The sequence below is a fragment of the Marinobacter sp. ANT_B65 genome, assembly GCF_002407605.1.
In the GTDB taxonomy this organism is placed as follows: domain Bacteria; phylum Pseudomonadota; class Gammaproteobacteria; order Pseudomonadales; family Oleiphilaceae; genus Marinobacter.
The window spans coordinates 184333-203380 of record NZ_NXGV01000004.1 but is presented as its reverse complement, the minus strand read 5'-3'; the positions used below and the strand labels follow the sequence as shown (position 1 = coordinate 203380).

General features: G+C 54.4%; 15 protein-coding genes. 9 read left to right on the top strand and 6 right to left on the bottom strand.

What is annotated here, in order from left to right:
* Positions 1–76 precede the first annotated feature (76 nt).
* The 9 genes from CPA50_RS17050 to CPA50_RS17010 all read left to right on the top strand — a co-directional run bounded on the left by CPA50_RS17050 (position 77) and on the right by CPA50_RS17010 (position 11144).
* Positions 77–1897, top strand: a complete 1821-nt coding sequence (locus tag CPA50_RS17050) for a diguanylate cyclase (RefSeq protein WP_096783727.1) — start codon at positions 77–79, stop codon at positions 1895–1897.
* A gap of 167 nt (positions 1898–2064) precedes the next feature.
* Positions 2065–2793: a UTRA domain-containing protein gene (locus CPA50_RS17045; RefSeq protein ID WP_096783726.1), complete on the top strand. Its 729-nt coding sequence runs from the start codon at positions 2065–2067 to the stop codon at positions 2791–2793.
* Between the two features lie 97 nt (positions 2794–2890).
* Positions 2891–4123, top strand: a complete 1233-nt coding sequence (locus CPA50_RS17040; protein ID WP_096783725.1) for an NAD(P)/FAD-dependent oxidoreductase — start codon at positions 2891–2893, stop codon at positions 4121–4123.
* 17 nt (positions 4124–4140) lie between these two features.
* A complete protein-coding gene (locus tag CPA50_RS17035; protein ID WP_096783724.1) occupies positions 4141–5292 on the top strand; it encodes a 2-aminoethylphosphonate--pyruvate transaminase in 1152 nt (383 codons plus the stop codon).
* Positions 5293–5311: 19 nt separating this feature from the next.
* The gene (gene phnX / locus CPA50_RS17030; protein WP_096783723.1) at positions 5312–6139 is read left to right on the top strand and encodes a phosphonoacetaldehyde hydrolase; all 828 of its coding nucleotides are present in this window, start codon (positions 5312–5314) and stop codon (positions 6137–6139) included.
* 140 nt (positions 6140–6279) lie between these two features.
* Positions 6280–7284, top strand: coding sequence for a putative 2-aminoethylphosphonate ABC transporter substrate-binding protein (locus CPA50_RS17025; RefSeq protein ID WP_413772177.1), 1005 nt, complete (start codon positions 6280–6282; stop codon positions 7282–7284).
* A gap of 86 nt (positions 7285–7370) precedes the next feature.
* Positions 7371–8441, top strand: coding sequence for a putative 2-aminoethylphosphonate ABC transporter ATP-binding protein (locus CPA50_RS17020; RefSeq protein ID WP_096783721.1), 1071 nt, complete (start codon positions 7371–7373; stop codon positions 8439–8441).
* A 17-nt stretch (positions 8442–8458) separates the two neighbouring features.
* Entirely contained in the window at positions 8459–10219 is a 1761-nt protein-coding gene (locus CPA50_RS17015) for a putative 2-aminoethylphosphonate ABC transporter permease subunit (RefSeq protein ID WP_227519705.1), read from the top strand.
* Positions 10220–10238: 19 nt separating this feature from the next.
* On the top strand, positions 10239–11144 hold the full coding sequence (locus CPA50_RS17010; RefSeq protein WP_096783720.1) for an EamA family transporter: 906 nt from the start codon (positions 10239–10241) through the stop codon (positions 11142–11144).
* 66 nt (positions 11145–11210) lie between these two features.
* On the opposite strand, the gene CPA50_RS17005 is transcribed toward CPA50_RS17010, so the two are convergent.
* The 6 genes from CPA50_RS17005 to prpR form a co-directional block, all read right to left on the bottom strand.
* Entirely contained in the window at positions 11211–11873 is a 663-nt protein-coding gene (locus CPA50_RS17005; protein ID WP_096783719.1) for an HAD family hydrolase, read from the bottom strand.
* A gap of 345 nt (positions 11874–12218) precedes the next feature.
* Positions 12219–13283: a TRAP transporter substrate-binding protein DctP gene (gene dctP / locus CPA50_RS16995; RefSeq protein ID WP_096783717.1), complete on the bottom strand. Its 1065-nt coding sequence runs from the start codon at positions 13281–13283 to the stop codon at positions 12219–12221.
* A 29-nt stretch (positions 13284–13312) separates the two neighbouring features.
* Entirely contained in the window at positions 13313–14677 is a 1365-nt protein-coding gene (locus CPA50_RS16990; protein ID WP_202971779.1) for a TRAP transporter large permease, read from the bottom strand.
* Positions 14625–15131 carry a TRAP transporter small permease subunit gene (locus tag CPA50_RS16985; protein WP_096783715.1) on the bottom strand — a complete coding sequence of 169 codons (507 nt, stop codon included), beginning with the start codon at positions 15129–15131 and terminating at the stop codon, positions 14625–14627. The genes CPA50_RS16990 and CPA50_RS16985 overlap by 53 nt, the downstream gene beginning before the upstream one ends.
* A gap of 51 nt (positions 15132–15182) precedes the next feature.
* Positions 15183–16793 carry a long-chain fatty acid--CoA ligase gene (locus CPA50_RS16980; protein WP_227519704.1) on the bottom strand — a complete coding sequence of 537 codons (1611 nt, stop codon included), beginning with the start codon at positions 16791–16793 and terminating at the stop codon, positions 15183–15185.
* A 216-nt stretch (positions 16794–17009) separates the two neighbouring features.
* Positions 17010–18974, bottom strand: coding sequence for a propionate catabolism operon regulatory protein PrpR (gene prpR, locus CPA50_RS16975; RefSeq protein WP_096783714.1), 1965 nt, complete (start codon positions 18972–18974; stop codon positions 17010–17012).
* Positions 18975–19048: the final 74 nt, after the last annotated feature.

Here is a 19048-nt window from a genome sequence, read left to right as displayed (position 1 = left end):
TGTTTGTATAACCTGATAGCCGCTATAATTTCCTGGCCTTGATCGTTTGATCCGGCAAGTTACGTTTGAGGAGGGGATGCGTTTGCTGCCGGGTGGTTGTCGTTTGGCGAGTCGGTGTTTTGCCTTTATATGGCTTTTGCTGGCGGCGCTCCCGGGTTGGGGCGCGGACCGCCTTCTGGTGCTGGACGAACGCATGGCCCAGCCGCTGGATGGTTTTGTCTCGCTGTTGCGGGATCCGGGTGGTGAACTGACATTTGAGCAGGTGCGCAGTGGCACCAAACCCTTCGAACCATCAGGGCCAGGTGACCTCCATCAGGGTTACACCCCCGACGCGTTCTGGATGCGGATCGACGTGGCGTCCCGCTCAAGCGAGCGCCTGGACCGGATACTTGAGTTTACCTACTCCTATCTTGATGACATCAGCCTCTATCGGGTGAATGCCGATGGCACGGTTGAGCGGATGCGGTCAGGGCGCACCCTGGCACCGGCAGATCGCGTGGTGGCCCATCGCAAACCGGTTTTCCCTCTTTCTTTTGAGCCAGGTGAGCGGGCAACGCTGTACCTGCGGATAAGCACCCACGCCAGCATGACCCTCAACGCCCGGCTGGCGCCTACCTTTGAATTCTATGAAGACAGTGATCAGGAATATGTCTGGCTGGCCCTGTACTTCGGAATGCTGGTGGCCCTGGGGGCATATAATTTCCTGCTGTTTCTTGGTACCCGTCAGCGCTCATTCCTGTTGTATTCGCTGTTTGTGTTCAGCTTTGGTATTGCCGCCTCCAGCATGAACGGCCTTGGGCCCTTGCTACTCTGGCCCGGGATGGTCGGGGAGTGGGGTAACCGTATTCTGCCAACCGGGTATACCTTGTCCGCCACCCTTGCAGTGATGTTTGCTCGCAGCTTTCTGAATATGCGCCGGATTGCTCCGCGCTGGGACAAGGTGCTATCGGTCATGGCGGTTTGCTGGTGGTGCGCGACTCTGGTGACATTGCTGGTGCCAGTGCAGGATGCCCTCAAAATCATGTCAGTTATGGGCGTGTTGACCACCGCGTTTCTGATAACCAGCGGGATTGCTGGTATACGCTACCGCATACCTGCGGCCAGGATATACCTGCTGGCCTGGTTGCTCCTGCTGGTGGGCGCGGCGCTACTGTCGGTGCGCAACTTTGGCTGGATACCGTCCAATTTTTTCACCGTTTACGGCCTGCAGGTCGGCTCCGCAATTGAGATGGTCCTGCTGTCCTTTGGCCTGGCAGCCCGGTTTAACGAACTCAAGCGACAAAAAGAGCAGGCTCAGCGTGAGCTGGTGCTGTCGCTGCAGCGACAGGAGCGTGAGCTGGAGCACCGGGTTGCCCAGCGCACCTCAGAGCTGGAGGTCGCCAAGGCCGAACTGGAACGCCGGGTAGTGAAAGACCCGCTCACCGGGCTCTATAACCGCTATGGGCTGATGATTCATCTGGAAAAAGTCGTGCAGCGGGCGCGGCGACGGGATGAGCGTCTGGCGGTGATTCTGATCGACCTGGACGGCTTCAAGTCGGTGAACGATCAGTATGGCCATGAAGCGGGTGATGTATTGCTTCAGGCCGTTGCCCACCGCCTGCAGCTGGAAGCCCGGGAAAGTGACTGTGTGGCGCGGATGGGAGGTGATGAGTTTGTGGTTGTCACCGAGAATGTGGTCTCGGAAGCCAGTGTGCTGGAAATAGGCCAGCGGTTACGTGAAGCCATCACTCAACCGGTGACCATGCCTTCAGGAGATTCAGTATGGATTGGGGCGAGCGTGGGTATCTGTGCCGGTCTGCGCGATGGAGAGGCCGGCTGTGACCTGATCCGGAGGGCGGATGAAGCCATGTATCGGGTTAAACGGGCACGTAAGAATGACGTTTGTCTGTTGGTTTAGGGGGGTGGCCGCCGGTAACTATAGCCATAAACGTCGTGAATGAGCCAGGTTAGTGAACCTCGTGGAACAGCAAAAACGCCCAGCGAGATACAACTTGGTGCTTTGTCATACTGGCGTCACTTTGCGGTCCTATTGTAACTGGTTTTGTTCAGCTGAGGAGCGAGAGAATGCAAGAGCGGTTGGTCGGGGAAGGCAACTCGCCTCTCTACATGAGAGTGCGGGATCAGCTGGCGGTCCGGATAGAGGAAGGATCGTTAACGCCAAATACCCGTTTGCCCTCTGAGCGGATCCTCGCTGATGAGCACGGTACCACACGTGTAACGGCCCGGCTCGCGCTGGCCCAGCTTGAGGCGGAAGGACGGATATTCCGTTCTAATCGGCGAGGCTGGTTTGTTTCGCCACCACGACTGATATACAAGCCTACCCAGGATTACAGTTTCTCCGAAAACGTTATCTCACAGGGGCGTATTCCTGCTACGGAAACCCTGGATGTCACACCTACCGAAATCAATGCCTGGCTTGCGACCAAAACCGGCCTGGCAGTCGGCGATCCAATTGTATGGCTCCGCAGGCGACGGCAGATTGACGGTCGCCCTGTATTGGTCGAGAACATTTACCTGAACCCGAAACGCCTGCCCGCCATTGAAACCTATGATTTCAATCGCTCACTTTGGAAACTGCTGCGAGAACAATACGAAGTAGAGTTGCAGGGGAAGCATATTGAAATGTACCCGACAGCACTTGTTGGCCCGCAGGCGAACGCGCTTGGCGTGACTATCGGCACTGCGGGGCTCTACGTCACCCGTTGCAGTCGCGACGCTGAAGGTGGCTTTGTGGAATTTGACGAGGAGTTCTGGCTACACGATGCATTGAGTATTCAGGTCGAGGTTTACTGAGCACTCAACACGACGATTCCAGACTGTCATCAGCCTTTCATAAAACAGTCACAGTTTCTTGCCAAACTGGTATATACCAGTAAAGCAAGGAACAATCATGTCCACAATCAATCATCCGGATGTTGTGATTATCGGTGGCGGCATCCTTGGATGTGCCATAGCCCGGTATCTGAGCCAGACCCCCAACCTTGGCATTGTCGTTGTCGAACGCCACGGGCTTGGCGAACAAACCACCAGCCACGCAGCGGCGTTGCTGACCCGGGTTCGCCCCCACCGGGTGCTGACGGATATGGTGATGGAAACCTTCCGGGCGATTGACGAGCTGGGAAGCTACCTTGGCGAGCAGTTACCCCTGAAAAGAGTGGGTAGTTTGCAAGTGTCTGCTAAACCGGAAGGTCGGAGACAGATCGAGCAAACATCGCAAAGGGCAGAGGATGCCGGTGTCTTGGCGGAACGGATCAGCGCGGATGAAGCCATGCGGCTGGCTCCCTGGCTTGAGCTGACGCCTGATGCTTCAGCTTTATGGCTGCCGGATGATGGCTACATTGACCCCTACACCCTCTGCCAGGCCTATGCTGCCGAGGCCAGGCGCAAAGGCACCCGTTTTCTCCTGAAGCGAGAGGTCAGCGAACTCCTGCAACAAAGTTCGACGGTTACGGGAGTGCGCCTCGCCGATGGTGAGACGATTTCTGCCGGAACAGTGATTGACGCAGCTGGCCCCTGGAGTACTGCGCTGGCGATGCAGGCGGGGATCCACCTTGGCATGGCGCCCGTTCGCAGCCATTACTGGATATCGTCGCCGCACCCGAAAATTTCCACACATGGCCCGATGACTATTCTGCCTGACAGTGGCGCCTACGCTCGTCCGGAAGTGGGTGGGTTGCTCTTCGGGTTGCGCGACCAGCAATCGGTCGTGGCACACCCTGCAACCTTGCCGGACAACCTCCAAGGCTTTCGTTTCGATACCGACCCGACTGGCGAGCTTGCGCTTGAAAGCGGCTATGAAGCGCTTCGATGTCAGCTTTCTGTGTTGGACGAGCTACGGCTGGCCCATTACGTCAGCAATGTGTCCAGCTACACACCCGATGGTTTTGCACTTCTGGGCCCCATGCCGGGTATTGACGGTTTCATCGCCGCTACCGGCTGTTCCGGAGGGGGAGTCGGCATGTCCGGAGGTATCGGCCGGCTTATTGCTGAACTGGCCACCAACCAGAGCCCATTTGTGCCCCCCGAGCCGTTCCGCCTGGATCGCTTCGGCGATATCGATTCCTACAGCCCTGATTTCATCCGCCGCTGTGCCGAGGCTCGCGCCCGGAAACGCACAGGTTAATCTCAAAGGAGAGCCGCATGACCCCAAAAGAGCCCTATCTACTCACTCCTGGTCCATTGACCACCAGTCTCACCGTTAAACAGGCCATGTTGCATGATTGGGGGTCCTGGGATGGCGACTTCAATAGTGTAACAGCCGAAATTTGTGAGCGGCTGCTTGAGGTATCTGGTGGCAGCGCCAGCCATGTCTGCGTGCCCATGCAGGGCAGCGGAACCTTTGCAGTGGAGGCCACACTCGGAACGGTGATTCCTCCAGCCAGTACAACCCTGGTGCTGATGAACGGTGCCTACGGGAAACGGATCGGTAAAATTCTCGACATGCTGGGGCGCCCATACATAGCGATTGATAAGGGTGATTACCATCCGCCTCGCGGTGACGAGGTTGCTGTTGCGTTGAAAGAGAACCCTGAAGTTGAGCAGGTGGTGGTCGTTCACTGTGAAACCAGCTCCGGCATCCTCAATCCGATCCAGGAAATCGCCGGGGTATGTCGCCAGGCAGGAAAACGGCTGATCATCGACAGCATGAGTGCCTTTGGGGCGCTTCCAGTGAATGTCGCTGAACTGCCCTGTGCCGCTTTGGTGTCCTCTGCCAACAAATGCTTTGAGGGTGTGCCGGGTTTTGGTTTCGCGATTGTCGAACGGGAACTCTTGTCGGCTTCAGGCGGCCAGTGCCATAGCTTGTCTCTCGATCTGCATGATCAGTGGCGATACATGGAGAAAACCGGTCAGTGGCGTTACACCCCGCCTACCCATGTGGTCGCCGCCTTTCTCCAGGCCATGCGTGAACACGAAGCTGAGGGCGGCGTGACTGGTCGCCTGGATCGTTATAGCCGCAATCGGGATCGCCTGGTTGCCGGCCTTCGTGAACTCGGTTTTGAGACTTTGCTCGCGGATGAGTGGTTGTCTCCCATCATAACCACCTTTCTGGCTCCGAACAGTCCGGCATTTGAATTCCATCGCTTTTACGATGCGATCAAGGCCCGGGGCTTTCTCATCTACCCCGGCAAACTCACCGTTGCTGACAGCTTTCGGGTGGGCTGTATTGGCCAGCTCCATGATGAACAGATGGATGCGGTCGTGACTGCCATCGCTGAGGCCTGCCGTGAACTTGGCCTTCAGGTGCCTGTTCCGGCACCTGTCGCAGCTCCTGACAACCTCGAAACCGTCTGAATCCCAAAAGGAGAGTTTTATGTATACCTACACCCGTCGTTATACCGGGCCGCTTCAGGCGGTAATTATGGATCTGGCTGGCACCTGCGTGGACTTTGGATCACTGGCGCCTATCCAGGCGTTTCTGAAACTGTTTGAAGCTGAGGGTATCGACCTGTCTGAAGCGGAAGCCCGTGAGCCTATGGGCACAGAAAAGCGTGAACATATTCGTCGCCTTCTGGCGATGCCCCGAATAGGTAAACAGTGGAGCAGCCTTTTCGGAAAGGCGCCGGACACGGCTGATATCGATCGACTTTACGGCGCCTTCCTGCCGCTCCAGACGGCAGCCATTGCCGAACGCTCCAGGTTGATTCCAGGGGCTATTGAACTTCAGGACTGGCTGCGGGATGAGGGTATAAAGCTTGGTGTGAATACGGGTTATAGCCGCGAAATGGTGGATGTAATGCTGCCAGAGCTGGTTGCCCAGGGATTCGAGCCGGAGAGTGTTGTTGTCGCTACAGAAGTGCCCCAGGGCAGGCCTGCCCCTCATATGAGCATGAAAAATGCGATTGAACTCGGTGTTAGTGCCGTGCAGGGCTGCGTAAAGGTTGACGATACCACTACGGGAATCGAGGAAGGCTTGAACGCAGGCATGTGGACGGTGGCGGTGGTGGCGTCAGGGAATGCGGTGGGCCTCAGCGAAGAGCAGCTTTCTGCTCTTAGCGACACTGATAGAGCAGAAACCCTGGCTCGTGGACATAGTGTTATGGCGACGTCTGCGGCTCACTATGTGATCGATTCCATAGCGGATTTGCCGAAAGTGCTCGCCGAGATTGGTTGTCGTCTGCAAGCGGGTGAGTGTCCGTAAGCAATGTCCATGGATACGTCACATTGCTGTCACGTTTTTGCAATCAAATAGACCTAAGGTGGTTGGGGATACAGAAACTGGTATAGACCAGTAAAGTGCGCTTTAACCTGAGCCTGCAAAAGGAGAGTTACGTGAAACACCTGAAGAAAGCCCTTGCCTTGACCACGTTGGCCATAGCCGTCAACGCTAATGCACAGACTGAACTGACCGTATATACCGCGGTTGAAGCAGAGGATCTTGCGAAGTACGCCGAGCGCTTCAATGAGGACCATCCGGACATCAAGATTAACTGGATTCGCGACTCTACAGGTGTTGTTACTGCTCGTTTGCTGGCGGAAAAGCAGAATTCGCGGGCAGATGTGGTCTGGGGGTTGGCAGGCACAAGCCTGTTGCTGCTGAAGAATGAGGGAATGCTGGTCCCATACGCACCGAAAGGGCTTGAGGAATTGTCTCCGAAGTTCCGTGACAGCGATGAGACACCGTCCTGGGTCGGCATGGATGCGTGGATGGCTGCGATCTGTGTGAACACCATTGAAGCAGAGAAAAATAACCTGCCAATGCCTGCCAGTTGGCAGGATCTGGCTAAGCCGGTGTATCAGGGGCACGTGGTTATGCCGAACCCCAATTCATCTGGTACCGGCTTTCTGGATGTCTCTGCCTGGCTCCAGTTGATGGGAGAAGATAAAGGCTGGACGTTCATGGATGGGCTTCACAAGAACATCAACCGCTATACGCACTCAGGTTCCAAGCCTTGCAAGATGGCGGCTTCTGGTGAAACCACTATTGGGGTTTCATTTGCCTTCCGTGGTGCCCGCCTTAAGGAGCAAGGTGCTCCCCTGGAACTGGTTTTCCCGAAAGAAGGACTGGGTTGGGAAGTAGAAGCGACTGCAATTGTGGATGGCACGGACAAAATGGAAGCGGCGCAAACGCTGGTAGATTGGTCCATCACCCGTCAGGCCATGGAAATGTATAACGAGGGCTATGCCATTGTGGGCATGCCAGGTGTGGCGCAGCCGGTCGAGCATTTTCCGGAAAATGCAGGCGAGCTGATCATCGATAACGACTTTGGTTGGGCGGCCAGTAACCGCGAAGCCATTCTGTCCGAGTGGGCGCGTCGTTACGACGGTAAATCCGAAGCAAAGTGAGTTGACGGACCGGCATTGGGCCGGACAAGTCGAGGCGGTGCCCGGTTTCGGGCACCTGGCCGGATGATTCAAAAGCAGGGGGTAACATGAGCCAGAAAACCCAGGGGAGCCGTCTCGAAATTCAGGGAGTCGACAAGTTCTTCGGTGATTTTTGTGCACTGAAAAACATTGATCTCATCATCGAGCCAGGCGAACTGGTGTGTTTTCTTGGGCCATCAGGGTGTGGGAAGACCACCCTGCTTCGCATCATTGCGGGGCTTGAGTGCCAGAGTGGGGGGATACTCCATCAAGGTGACACGGACATTTCCCTGAAACCGCCCAGAGATCGTGATTTCGGCATTGTGTTTCAGTCTTACGCGTTGTTCCCGAATATGACGGTCGCCGACAACATAGCCTATGGCCTGCGCAGCATCGGCATGCCAAAAGCCAGGGTTCGGAGTCGGGTGGACGAACTGTTGAACCTGGTTGGGCTTGAAGATCATGCCCGGAAGTATCCCGCTCAGTTGTCCGGTGGCCAGCAGCAACGTGTTGCATTGGCGCGGGCACTGGCGCCTTCGCCTGGGTTGTTGCTGCTTGATGAGCCCTTGTCGGCACTGGACGCCAAAGTGCGCCATCATCTGCGCAGCGAGATTCGCAACCTACAAAAACAGCTGGGTGTCACCACTATCATGGTGACCCACGATCAGGAAGAGGCGCTGGCGATGGCTGATCGTGTTGTGGTCATGAACAACGGCGTTATCGAGCAGGTAGGAACTCCGGTGGAGATCTATCAGCAACCCGCATCAGCGTTCGTTGCATCCTTCATCGGAGCAATGAATTTCATCGACAGCGCGCCATTAAATGGACAGCGGGTGAAGGTCGGGAATCGTGAGCTGGACTTGGTGCGGCCCTTGCCTTCCGCTGAAGGCGCGGTGCGGTTGGCTATCCGGCCGGAGGATGTTCACCTGTTACCCTGTGGCGCCGGAGAGTGGGAAGGAGAGGTCCGGGCACTGGATTATCTGGGGGCTTTCATCCGTACTCATATTCGCCTGAATGACGTTGATTTGGATCTGGTTGTGGATGTGGACCCACGATCCGCGCGACGTCTTGGCTTGTGCGTTGGCGGCGCTATCTGCCTCAACCTGCCTTCTGACGCCCTGCATTGTTTCGCAGCCTGAGAGCTGCGGAGTTCCGAATGCCTGAGTATGACCCTGGTAAGCGTTCCATGATTGATTCTCACGTACTTCCGACGCCGGCGACACGCAACTGGCCAGTCCTGGTTGAATTACGCCGGAAGTTTGCCGGCCGCTGGGTGTTTTCTATGCTGTTGGTAGCCGGTTGCGCCATTCTGACGCTGCTTGTGCTTGCTCCCCTGTACACCCTGCTTTCAAAGAGTGTCGAGAACAAAGCCGGTGAGTTTGTCGGGCTGGAAAACTTTACCCACTACCTGAGTTCCGGTGGTATCGAATCCGCGTTCTTCAATTCCCTGTGGGTGGCTGGGCTCAGTACCCTGGTTGTGGTCTTCCTGGCGTTTATGGCGGCCTGGGCGTTAACCCGTACACGTCTGCCATTCACCGGGTGGATTCGGGGTGTGCTGGTGTTACCGATTCTGGCGCCATCGCTGTTGCCCGCAATCAGCCTGATATACCTGTTTGGTAATCAGGGAGTGTTAAAAGACTGGCTCTTTGGGGCTGAGATCTATGGCCCTGTTGGCATAATTATGGGCTCCTGTTTCTGGACATTCCCCCACGCCCTGATGATTCTGCTGACGGCGATGGGCAATGCCGATGGTCGTCATTACGAAGCCGCTACTGCATTGAAGGCCGGCCCCTGGCGAACTTTCTGGACAGTAACGGTGCCCGGAGCCCGCTATGGGCTGGTGAGCGCTGCATTCGTTGTTTTTACGCTGGTGATTACGGATTTCGGCGTGCCCAAGGTTATCGGCGGGCAGTTTGATGTACTTGCCACGGATATCTACAAACAGGTGATCGGGCAGCAGAAATTCGAGATGGGCGCGGTGGTCAGTGTGTTGTTACTGCTGCCGGCCATGCTGGCCTTCATTGCCGATCGCTATGTACAGCGCAAACAGTCAGCAACCTTCACCGCGAGATCAGTGCCTTACAAGCCCAGCCAGGATCGTAAGCGCGACGCTGTCGGGGCGCTGATGCTGACACCGACGCTGGTGTTCATTTTTGCCATCATAGGCATGGCCATCTACGCGTCATTCGTTACCTTCTGGCCATACAATCTGGACTTGAGTCTGAACAACTACCAGTTCGGCCGCATGGACGGAGGTGGGTGGGGAGCCTACGGCAACAGCCTGCAGATGGCCCTGGGCACTATGGTGATTGGAACCATACTGGTCTTTTTCAACGCCTGGCTGATGGAGCGGACACAGCAACCCCGCTTTCTGACCGGACTATTCCAGTTCCTGTCGCTCCTGCCTTTGGCCGTTCCCGGCCTGGTGCTGGGGCTATCCTACATCTTCTTCTTCAATCATCCGGACAATCCGATCAACGGGATCTATGGCACCCTGTTCATCCTGATGCTGTGTACCATCACGCACTTCTATGCGGTCTCCCATCTCACTGCGGTAACGGCGTTGAAGCAACTGGACCAGGAATTCGAGGCGGTAGGGGAGTCTCTCAATGCGTCCCGGTGGAGAGTGCTGTTCACAGTTACCTTGCCCCTGTGCCTGCCCGCGATCCTGGATGTCGCGCTGTATCTGTTCGTGAATGCGATGACCACGGTCTCGGCGGTTGTGTTCCTTTACGGCCATGACTCCCAGTTGGCGTCGGTAGCGGTGCTGAACATGGACGAGGCCGGAGACATCGCCCCGGCCGCAGCAATGGCCATCCTGATTACGGCCACCTGCGCCGTGGCAAAGTTCATCCAGGGGTTACTGCGTTTCTGGGTAGACCGTTCAACGCGGTCATGGCGACAGGGCACGGAATGAACGAGCAGCCTGAAAATTAATGACTTCCACAGCCATAGTCATCGTTCTTGTGTCCGCTCTGGCACATGCCGGCTGGAACCTGTTTGGCAAGAAAGTCAGCCCCAGTGGAGCGTTTTTCTGGTATAGCACCCTCTGGGGCGCGCTCCTGACCCTGCCGCTTTTGGTGTATTACTTTCCTCTGGTGCAGAAGCTGGACTCGGGTATCTGGTGGCTGGTCATCGCGACTGGTTTTTTTCAGGCTACCTACCTCAGCGCACTGGCGGCGGCCTATCGCCATGGCGAGCTGTCGGTGGTTTACCCTCTGGCACGGTCTTCGCCTCTGCTAATCATGCTGGTCGGGACCCTTTTCCTGGGAACAGCCGATACCATCACCAGCGCGGCTGTTGTCGGTATCCTACTGATTGTGGCTGGGTGCATCGTCCTGCCAATGCAACGGCTCCGGGATTTCCGTCTGGCCAACTATCGAAACCTTGCCACACTCTATGCCCTTCTGGCTGCAGCCAGCACTGCCGGATATTCAATTATCGACGATGCCGCGACGGAGAGAATGCGGAATTTGCTCGACAGAATTGCCCTGGATGCTGAGGTGGCCCTGGTGTTTGTGATCCTCCAGGCGTGGTCAGCACTGGTTTGGCTCAGCATCGGCCTGAGCTTTCAGAAAACCGAACGCCGCCTGCTTCGACAACTGGCAGCGAACTGGCGCAGTACCTTAGCGGCGGGAGTGCTTATCCTTGGCACTTACGTATTGGTTGTCTGGGCCATGGCCTATGCAGATGATGTCAGTTACGTGGTGGCGTTCAGGCAGGTCAGCATTCCTATCGGAGTTGTGCTGGGCTGGTATTTTCTTGAGGAACCCTTGCACCCGCCCAAAATTGCAGGTGTGTTGACCATTCTTGCAGGCCTGTTGCTGGTGGTGCTGGGATAATGGTTTGACCTGCCTCTTTGCAGGAAACGAGAAGTTCTGCTCTTGCGAGGTTGAGGTGGCGAAGGGTCATGCCAGCGCCACTTCATCGATAAAAATAAGCCAACCCTGTTGCTGGGCGTAGTCCTCCAGAATCGGGTCAGGGTTCACTGCTACGGGATAGTCCACAGCGTTTAAAAGAGGAAGGTCGTTGTGGGAATCTGAGTAGAACCAGACTTTCTCGGGGCTGGCCTGCCGGGCTGCAATCCACTCCTCCAGGGCAGACACTTTACCGCCTCTGAAAGGGCGTCGGGATCCTATGGTGCCTTTGAGACTGTTGTTGTGCCACTCCACCTGAACACCTATACCGTCATCAATGCCGAGGTGTCGGGCGATGGGTGATACCAGGTGTTCTCCCGTTGCGGAGATGACCAACACATCATGCCCCTGTGCCTTGTGCCAGGCCACCCGTTCCTGGGCTGTTGGTAATATGCGTGGCGGAATCACCTTGGTGACGAACCGGTCAATAAGCTCCTGCACCTGATCGCGCTGCCAACCCCGTATCGGGGCCAGGCTGAATTCCATGTAATCCTGCAGATCCATGTGGCCATTGTTATAAGCCCTCATGAAGACTCTGCCCCTGGCTTCGGAATCGGGGCTGGTGTCAATATTTTCTGCGCGGAGAAACTCAGTGAACAGTTGTGAACTGTCCCCCCGAATCAGGGTTTCATCGAGATCGAAAACTGCAAGCATGAAGCACTCCTTTGGTATACACCAGATTGTGCTACAAGCATGTTACGAGCTTATTACGTGGCATGTTCAGAGTTTGTTGGATGCAGGTCAGTGGCTATTGGGTGGACTACTACAACCGGCAGCGACCTCATGCATTCAAGGGGGGGGGGAATTGCGCTTGTTGCTTCTGAGTGAAATCTTGAAATACTGTCCGGGATTGGTTGGCCACTACAGTTTTCAGGAAAGTGTGGTTTTGAGCATGAGTAAGGTGCCAAAAGCAGACATTCTTTTTTATAACTGTACCGGCTGAGCGCCCTCGGTGATTTTCCGAGGGCAGAGTGCTGCTCAGCCACTAGCCAGAGTTTTTTATACCTTGCCGGTGAGCTGCATAAACTCTCGCAAAAGGGCACCAATTTTTCCTGAGTATTCCGGGTCGCGGTTGGATAATTCGTCGACCACCTCGAGAGATTTCGTGCGGAGCATTGCTACGGCTTCGCTGTTCATTTGAACAATTTCCCCGTTGTATTCGGTCTTGAATTCCTGCATTCGCTGCAGATCTTTCATCATGAACATTCCGGCGGCTTCGAGGTGTGTTGCCAGAACAGCATCTTCAATGACTTTTTTGAAGTCTGCTCCCAGTTTGTTCCACGATTTCAGGGAGACAAATACTTCACTGTTTTGATGAGATGCGAGGTTCGGCTGAATAATATATTTGTTTACCTCCTGCAGGTTCATCCCCCATCCGGCAGAGACTCCACCCCAGTGTGCACCATCGACCACGCCAGTCTGAAGGGCCTGATAGAGTTCGCCTCCGCTGATAGAAACGGGGGCTGCACCCATTTTTTCAAATACTTGCGCGGAACTGCCGTTTGAGCGAACTTTGAAACCTTCAAAATCCTTTGGTGTTTCAATGCGCTTGTTGCTGTAGATGGCAGTGCCACCGTTCGAAATCGGGCCTACCTGATAAATTCCCCGAGTGGCATAGGCTTCACGGATAATGTTGAGTGCGCCCATGTCATGCATGAAAAATTGCATTTCCTCAATGGAATCCCAAGTTCCGAAATTACCGTTGAGGTGGCCTGCTGCTGGAATGTCTCCAACCCAGTACGCGGGATAAATAAGTGCGCCGTCCAGTGTTCCGCGACGGACCCCTCGCAGAACATCTCCAGTAGATACTATGGAGTTGGGTTGATGCGTTTCGATCTCAAGCTCACCGTTAGTAGCTTCTTCGATGCGGCGGGCCAATCCATTGAAGATGGGATCGTAATACCAGTTGCCGGTAGGCCAGTGAGTCTGCATCTTCCATTTGATTTTCTGTTTGGGAGAGGCGATTACTGCTGGCGCAGCGAAGCCGGCTGCCGCGACGGTAGCTGCAGCAGCGGTGCCTGTGGACAAAAATTTACGGCGGTTTATTGTCTTTGTATCTTTCATGTCAGTTTCTCTCGTTGTTGTAATAGGTATCAGGCTTTAGTAAGTAAGTTCACGCCTTCCGTCAGGATGGAAGGAAACATGAGGAGAAAGATTCCGAAAAGAATCATTAGTACAACGTAGGGCAACACACTTTTATAAAGGTCCAGAATAGGGGTTTGTGGGCTTAGGGTTTTGAGATAAAAAATGTTATATCCGAAGGGCGGTGATATATAACCCACACATAGATTCAGCTGAAAGATAACTGCGAACCAGATGGGGTCGAAGCCAAGCTGGACTACCACTGGCATGAAAATAGGCATCACCAGCAGGATAATTCCGATGGGATCCAGGAACATTCCAAGAATGAATCCGGCGCCCTGCATGACCAAAATAAGAAGCCAGGGAGAGATCTCCAGAGATAACAGAAATGACTGCACAAAGTTGATGCCGTTGGCAGCTGAATAAACGGAGACAAACGCGCTGGCGCCAAAAATGATCCATATAACCATGCCGCTCATTGTGGCTGTTGAATAACTGACATCTTTTATAAAACCCCAGTTAAGCTCGCCCCGCATGGCGATTGCGGCTAAAACTGCAACGGCGCCTACGGCTGCAGCTTCCGTTGGCGTTGCCATGCCCAGGAATATTGACAGCAGCACCACTGAAATAATGGCAATTGGAAGGATAATGGAGCGCAGCGAGCGAATTTTCTCCTTCATGGGGACGCTTTCAGCTGAAGCAGGCGCTTTTTCGGGCTGCAGGTTCGCCGTCACAATGACATATCCAAGAATGACAACCAGCATTCCCAGTCCTGCAATTAACCCGCCCATGAACAGCTTGCCGATCGAAAGCCCGGTACTCATACCGATAACTATCAATGTAATGGAGGGAGGGATCAGAATGCCGAGGGTGCCTGCAGCCCCGATCGTGCCAAGCACGAGTTTTTTATCATAGCCGTGCTTTTCCATGGCAGGCATTCCCACCATGCCTGTAGTGAGTGTTGAAGCCGCGCAGCTGCCGGTCATGGCAGAAAGAAGGGAAGCGAAACCAGTGGTGCCCACCAGCAGCCCGCCGTTAACTTTTCCGGACCAGAGATAAAATGCCCGGTACAGATCTGTCGCTATTTTCGACTTTCCGAGCGATATCCCCATCATGACGAACAAAGGGATGGCGGCAAGTGAGATCGACCACATACTGGCAAAAGTGGCAGACAGAATAGGAAACAGGCCGCCTGTACCGTTCATGATCAATATAAAAATAGTAGCGACTGCACCCAGAGCGAAAGCGAGCGACACGCCAGCTATGATAAAGGCGAGCAGAAGACCAAACATACCAGCGGTTAAAAGTTCTGGTGACATGGACTTACCCTTTGTTTTGTTGTTTTGGATTGATGAACTGAATTGTGGATGCCACAAGGCCACTCAGGCCCTGGATCAGAATGAGAGCTGTCCCGATGAGGAGAGCCAGATTCACCGGCCACATAGGGTGGCGTAAAGCACTGGCGTCTAATTCGTTAAACTCCCAGGCATCCAAAAAGTAAAACCAGGCCTCGTAGGTCAGGGCCGTAGTCCATATAGCCAGAGCCACATAATTGATCATGTCCGCAAAGGCATTCCACCGGGGTGACCGGGTATTCAGCAGAACATCGACTCGTACATGCCCGCCTTTTATCAGGGTGTAGGCGCCGATCAGGATGAAGTAGGCTGCAAATACACGCTGTGTGTAACCCGGAGCCCACACCGACGGCGCGTTGAAGACGTATCTTGCGATGACCTCGTAAACTACGATAGCCATACCTATGAATACGAAAAAGCTGAATAGCTTTCCGACGATCAGATTGAACGTTTCAATGATTCTTAGAGGATTCATAGCGTTCTCTATTATTTTAATGGGGTCGTTCTGCAATCTGGTCGTGAGGCGTCAGGCCCACTGATAGCGGTTAAAGTTTTCGCGCAGCATTTTCTTGCTCACTTTGCCGGTGGCGGTATGGGGCAGGGTGTCAACAAACTCGCAGGCGTTCGGTATCCACCACTTGGGGATCTTCCCTTCAAGGAAGCTCAATAGCTGCTCAGGAGTTAGTAAGGGATAAGACTCTTCAGGTACAACAACGAGGAGAGGTCGCTCACTCCAGTGCTGATGAGCAACGCCGATGACGACAGCCTCGCGAACCCCGGGGTGTGCCATGATTGCATTTTCAATTTCGATGGAGCTGATCCATTCCCCTCCGGATTTGATGACGTCTTTCACCCGGTCTGTGATGCGCATATAACCCAAGGGATCAATAGTCGCTACGTCGCCGGTATTGAACCAGTCATGCTCTCGGGGTTTTCCGTAATAGGCGCTGCATGCCCACGGACCACGGATTTCCAGAACGCCGGTGGTTTCTCCGTCATGAGGCAGGGTGTTCCCGTCTTCATCAACGATTCGCATCTGTATGCCGAATAATGGACGGCCGGATTTCAGGCGCTGGTCTGCCCGGGCATCGTCGGGGAGTTGATCGTGTTGAGGTAAGTAGCGGTTGTAGCTTCCGATGGGGCTGAGTTCTGTCATACCCCAGCCGTTTTCCAGTCTGACACCATGGCGATCCATTTCTTCATACAGCTTTAATGCGCCTGCAGCTCCCCCGATAACGCCTCTGTTGAGGCTTGGGATGCGAGTGCCGGTGGCATTCAGGAACTGGTTAATGCCACTCCAGAGTGTCGGAACGGCGAGTGAGAAAGTAACCTGTTCCTGGTTGATAAGGTCAGTCATCGCCTGTGCGTCCGATACCTGTGGACCAGGCAGGACCAGCGCCGCTCCAGCCATGGGGGCGCTGTATGGCATGCACCAGGCATTAACGTGGAACATAGGGACCAGAGGCATTACAACGTCTTCGGATGTAAGGCCCAGTTGGCTCGCCATGTTCTGTGACATGCACTGCAAAACAATGCTTCGGTGACTCCCCAGTACGCCTTTTGGGTCGCCCGTGGTGCCTGATGTATAACACAGGTTGCTGGCGCGGTTTTCATCCAGAACAGGCCAGTCATAGCTTTCCTGTTCCCGGTTCAGCAGGCTTTCATAGGCTTGTAGATTCGGTAATGTGCTCTGAGGCAGGTTATTGGCCGTACATAGCGCTATCCAGTGTTTTACTGACGGAAGATGATCTCGCATGGCTTCGATCATCGGGATGAATTCCGGGTCAATAAACAGCGCTTCGTTCTGTGCATCGTTAATAATAAATCTGACCTGTTCCGGGAACAGTTTCGGGTTGATGGTGTGACAGATGCGGCCAGTGCAGGGAATAGCGTAGTGCAGTTCGAAATGCCTGTGGTCGTTCCAGGCAAGAGTGCCTACTCTTGCTTCGGGGTCCAGTTCCAGGCGATCCAGAGCGTTTGCCAGTTTAGCTACCCGAACGAAGGCGTGTCTGTATGTCAGTCTGGATATGTCGCCATCTGCACTGCGGGAAATGAGCTTGGTATCTGCGGCGATCATTTCCGCATGGGACATTATTGTTTTGATGCTCAGAGGGGCATCCATCATTAAACCTTTCAAGACAGGACTCCGGTTTTTGTTTTAATCAGGGCGGCTTCACGTGCCACGGGACGATGAATAGATACTTGAGATCGAATACAGCAAAATGTATGCCCGTTTGCTGTTGCGCTTTGAAACCCGTGATTGGTGGGGCAGGAGCCCATAAGGGAGGAGGTTTGTCAGAGTTTGCTTTGTTTCAAAATTGAAATGCGCGTTTCATTTTTTTGGTCATGCGTTTCATTTTTGGTTCTTGGCATGAGGCTGACGAAGCCTGCGCCAGAGGGTGGAGCGGCTAATGCCAAGTGCTTTTGCTGTTTTCGTCATATCGCCATTGTGAGCGTCCAGAGTTTCCTGGATGAGCGTTATCTCGGCGGCTTTGCCGAAATCCTGCAGGCTTTCCTTCGGGACGCTCAAGGTTGAACGGAGCTCCGTTGGCATAGAGAACAGCTCTGGAAACAGGGCTTCAAGTGGTTGCGATTCCTCAGGGAACTGACTCATCAGGAAAGCTCGCTCTATCAGGTTTTCGAGCTCGCGAATGTTGCCGCTCCACTTATGCTTCATCAGCTGGGGCATAAGCGTATTTAATATCTCATTGGTCGCCTGTTCGCGGTCTATGTTGCCTCCGGCGAGGTTTTTGACCAGCAGCCTGGTGAGAGATGGAATGTCGGAGGCTCGCTGGCGCAAGGGAGGGACAGATATTCTGAGGATGTTCAGTCGGTAGAACAGGTCTTCACGAAACCGGTTGTTGGCGATCTCCTGCTGTAGGTCCCTGTGAGTGGCTGCAATAACCCGGATATTGATTGGAGTGGGCTCTGAGCCACCCAGGCGGAGAACCTGGCGTTCTTGTAAAACCCGAAGCAGGCGCGTCTGAAGATGAATCGGCATGTCGCCAATTTCATCGAGAAAAATAGTGCCGTTATGTGCGGCCTCAAACAACCCTGGCTTCCCGCCTTTGCGAGTGCCGGTAAAGGCACCTTCGTCATAACCAAACAATTCGCTCTCAAGCAGAGTTTCAGGGAAGGCTGCGCAGTTGATCGCGACGAACGGCATTTGTTGCCTGTTGCTGGCGTTGTGAATGCTTTGTGCGAACAGCTCTTTCCCGGTACCACTTTCTCCGGTAATCAGCACTGTCGAGTTGGAGTGGGCGTACAGTTTTGCCAGGTGTACCGCTTGCTGAAACGAGCGTTCCTCTCCTGCCAGTTGTTCGAAGTGATATCTGGCAATGAGGTGGCTGGGGCGGCTTTGGGAGCGCAAACGGCGCTCGGCGCGCTGGATTTCCCGTATTTCCTGACAGGTCAGTATGGCTCCGTCAATTTGTCCTTCTTCCATAATAGGGACGACGCTGATTGCCAGGCGCTGACTCCCGCGAGAGCTCAGACGGCTTTCTATCGAGGTCCCTGTCGTTAATACCCCTTTTATATCGATGTCGGGAAAATGCTCGGTGGCGCGATCGCCGATGGAGATTGGCTGGTCAGGCTGCAGCAAGGTGTTCATGCTGGTGTTTACTGAAAAGACCGTGCCTGTTGCGTCTAGCGCAATGACTCCCTCGTTCAGATTTTTCAGGACCGCATGAATACGCCGGTGTTTTTGCTCCTCCGCTGTGCGGCTGTGGCAAATGGCAAGGGCATCGTCGAGTGTCAGGCGAACAGCATCAGCATTAATAGCGAAGACCCCCTCCGCACCAGCGGCCTCGGCCAGTTCGACGACGGTTGGAGAGCCGATGATTACCCGATAACCTTCATCAACGAAGGTCTGAATTTTCTCGCGCGCATCCTGTAGCGAGGTATAGACCGCCTGAGATACTTCCACAGTGAACAGTGAGGACATTTCCTCAAGTTCTTTCAAGGTGCGCTGGTGCGTGAGAATGCCGGCTTTAGTGCCGCGTTCCCTGGCAAGGTTAATGGCGCGGATCAGGTCGTACTCACCCATTCTGAACGAGAGGATTGTGATGGCAATTTTCTTTCGCAAAAACTCTGCAGATGCCCCGGAGCAGATCAGGATGTCAGCGCGCTGTTCCTGTTCTATGGACTTGGCCGTTGCAAGCAGTTTGTCGACTGACGTCTCTACAATCTGTATGTCTGCCTGTTGTTCGTAGCGAGGCAGGATTTCATTCAATGTCAGCGTTAACTTGCTCGGATGTCCGTCGAAAGTGAGATGGCTGATCAGTGCGATGATGCGGGGTTTGCGGGATTCTGCAGGCATGGATCGTCTTTCGTTGTGTGGGGTTATGGGTTCATGGTAGCTGGAGCAAAATCATTTCAAAAGTGAAATTATAT

Excerpts from the sequence above, each read along its gene's own strand:
- CPA50_RS17005 (WP_096783719.1), bottom strand. The coding sequence starts at position 11,873 with ATGCTTGCAGTTTTCGATCTCGATGAAACCCTGATTCGGGGGGACAGT.
- CPA50_RS17015 (WP_227519705.1), top strand. The coding sequence starts at position 8,459 with ATGCCTGAGTATGACCCTGGTAAGCGTTCCATGATTGATTCTCACGTA.
- dctP (WP_096783717.1), bottom strand. The coding sequence starts at position 13,283 with ATGAAAGATACAAAGACAATAAACCGCCGTAAATTTTTGTCCACAGGC.
- CPA50_RS17045 (WP_096783726.1), top strand. The coding sequence starts at position 2,065 with ATGCAAGAGCGGTTGGTCGGGGAAGGCAACTCGCCTCTCTACATGAGA.
- CPA50_RS16985 (WP_096783715.1), bottom strand. The coding sequence starts at position 15,131 with ATGAATCCTCTAAGAATCATTGAAACGTTCAATCTGATCGTCGGAAAG.
- phnX (WP_096783723.1), top strand. The coding sequence starts at position 5,312 with ATGTATACCTACACCCGTCGTTATACCGGGCCGCTTCAGGCGGTAATT.
- CPA50_RS17020 (WP_096783721.1), top strand. The coding sequence starts at position 7,371 with ATGAGCCAGAAAACCCAGGGGAGCCGTCTCGAAATTCAGGGAGTCGAC.
- CPA50_RS17050 (WP_096783727.1), top strand. The coding sequence starts at position 77 with ATGCGTTTGCTGCCGGGTGGTTGTCGTTTGGCGAGTCGGTGTTTTGCC.
- prpR (WP_096783714.1), bottom strand. The coding sequence starts at position 18,974 with ATGCCTGCAGAATCCCGCAAACCCCGCATCATCGCACTGATCAGCCAT.
- CPA50_RS17010 (WP_096783720.1), top strand. The coding sequence starts at position 10,239 with ATGACTTCCACAGCCATAGTCATCGTTCTTGTGTCCGCTCTGGCACAT.
- CPA50_RS17040 (WP_096783725.1), top strand. The coding sequence starts at position 2,891 with ATGTCCACAATCAATCATCCGGATGTTGTGATTATCGGTGGCGGCATC.
- CPA50_RS17035 (WP_096783724.1), top strand. The coding sequence starts at position 4,141 with ATGACCCCAAAAGAGCCCTATCTACTCACTCCTGGTCCATTGACCACC.